We start from the raw sequence: 1434 nt of genomic DNA, 5'->3' as shown, positions 1-1434 counted from the left end.
CAATGCCGTTCGGTTAAGGGCTGGGGGCGGGTGTCAAGATCCTCGTGCTGAGTGTCGCCGGGTACGTGCGGCGGTCGATATCGCGTTCCTTGGCCCGATACTTGGAAATCGCGCGTTTGACCACCCGGGGCCGGGTTCGGATGCGGCGGGCCGGCATCTGTTCGGCCAGGACCGCGGCCCCGATGCGCCCGATGAGGTCGATCACGGCCCCGGCCAGGATGCCGCGGGCCTGGATGATCTGGTCGCGGGCGGCCCTCAGCGCGATGCTGAAAGAGAGCCGGTCGGGATCGGTCCTGGGGTGGTGCAGCGTCACATCGGTCATCGCGGTGCGCAGGACCTGGTAGCAGGTGAGCAGCGCCCAGACTTCCTGGATGACCGCGCCCGGGTGCCGACCGCGCAGAACCCGGCCGCCCAAGATGCGTGATTTGAGCTCGCAGTACGCCGTTTCGATCTCCCAGCGCTCATGGTAGAGGCTCATCAGTGCCAGTGCTGGAGCCTGGCGGGAATCCAGCAGCGTGGTGACCAGCCGGTATTCGGTGGTCAGGGTCTTGGCTTCGGTCGTGGTGGTCAGGACCGCGTCGATGACCCTGATCGGTAGCCCTGCGGCGTTGGAGAGATACGAACCATCGGGAAGCAGCCGCAGGACCGGCAGTTGCATGGCTTTGGCCCCGGTCTTGGCACGGAAAAGGAAGTCCGCACCGGTTTCGGTCACCTCGCGGCAGAAGGCGTAGGTGGCGAAGTTTCGGTCCCCGAGCAGCACCATGCCCGGTTGCAGGGCCGAGATCACCTGGCGGGCGTAGGTCAGCTCGCCTACGGCATCGGTGCCGAAGGCGGCCTCGATGACTGACCGGGTTCCGGCGGTGAGGATCGCGACCAACCTGATCATCGGGTACCCGGCTTCCCCGTTGGGGCCACTGCGGGGTTTGGGATAACGTGACCGGTTGGCCTCGGTATCGGCCACCGCCAGCTGGGTGCCATCGATCGCCACGACCAACCGCCCCGCAAACCGGGTCATCTGCCGGGCGCCGGTCACCGCTGGTCCTTTTACCAGGGCGAACAGCTCGCGCAGCGGGGCCGTTCCCACGCGGCGCATCGCTTCGCTCAGCGCCGAGGCCGACGGGCTCCGCACCGGGGCCGGCAGCCCCGTCCCCAGCCGTGAGAAGACCTGTTTCCATCCCTGGTCAGCAAACAGGACCCCGGCGAGCAACAGGTAGATCACCACCCGTGAGGGCAGCCGCCGGACCCGGCGTTCCTTGCCGCCAGCGGCCTCAAGTGCGGCATCGACCATATCGAACGGAACGACACGGGTCAGCTCTCCCAGGTGCCCCGGCGCGAATACCCCCGGAGCATGATTAATGGCAGAATCGGACATCGTGGCTCCCGTATGGGTAGATCAGTCTTGGAGGACCGAACTACTCAAACAGGAGCCACGCC

1 protein-coding gene is annotated in these 1434 nt (G+C 66.6%); it reads right to left on the bottom strand.

The genetic code is table 11. From position 1 onward, the window contains the following. Positions 1-13: 13 nt before the first annotated feature. Positions 14-1372 carry an IS4 family transposase gene (locus tag RCH07_RS19200; RefSeq protein ID WP_326969087.1) on the bottom strand — a complete coding sequence of 453 codons (1359 nt, stop codon included), beginning with the start codon at positions 1370-1372 and terminating at the stop codon, positions 14-16. Between the last annotated feature and the right edge of the window lie 62 nt (positions 1373-1434).

The sequence above is a fragment of the Arthrobacter sp. CG_A4 genome, from assembly GCF_035985125.1.
Taxonomy (GTDB): domain Bacteria; phylum Actinomycetota; class Actinomycetes; order Actinomycetales; family Micrococcaceae; genus Arthrobacter.
The sequence above is the reverse complement of the archived record's forward strand: the minus strand, read 5'-3'. Positions and strand labels throughout refer to the sequence as shown.

Bases quoted from the DNA above. Each gene is read 5' to 3' on its own strand.
- RCH07_RS19200 (WP_326969087.1), bottom strand. From the start codon at position 1,372: ATGTCCGATTCTGCCATTAATCATGCTCCGGGGGTATTCGCGCCGGGG.